We start from the raw sequence: 318 nt of genomic DNA on the forward strand, positions 1-318 counted from the left end.
GTTGTTGAATATCATGAAGAGCATAGTTAAATACACTAGAGTCACGATCTACGTCGTATTGACTCACATTTAAATACCACTTACTGTTATTGCTTAAATTAAAAACTGTCGTATTTATTTGCAAGGTTCTTGCTCTTCCTTCCATAATCGAATTATCGGCGGTTAATATAAGAGTAACAGGATGAGGGTCTGAATCTGTTGGCTTTTTTAGATGATTTTTTAATAATACATCGGAACGAATTTCCGAATTTCTAAGTTGAACTTCAGCAACAGATTTTGAAGACAACGGTCCTACAATACCAACACCGTCTCTTACAA

Annotated in this window: 1 pseudogene; it reads right to left on the minus strand. The window is 34.6% G+C overall.

The features are described 5' to 3' along the window. A pseudogene (locus ACFINS_RS10660) lies at window positions 1–318 on the minus strand (hypothetical protein); the annotation flags it as partial.

This window comes from Bartonella sp. AA2SXKL (genome assembly GCF_042197205.1).
Classification (GTDB): domain Bacteria; phylum Pseudomonadota; class Alphaproteobacteria; order Rhizobiales; family Rhizobiaceae; genus Bartonella.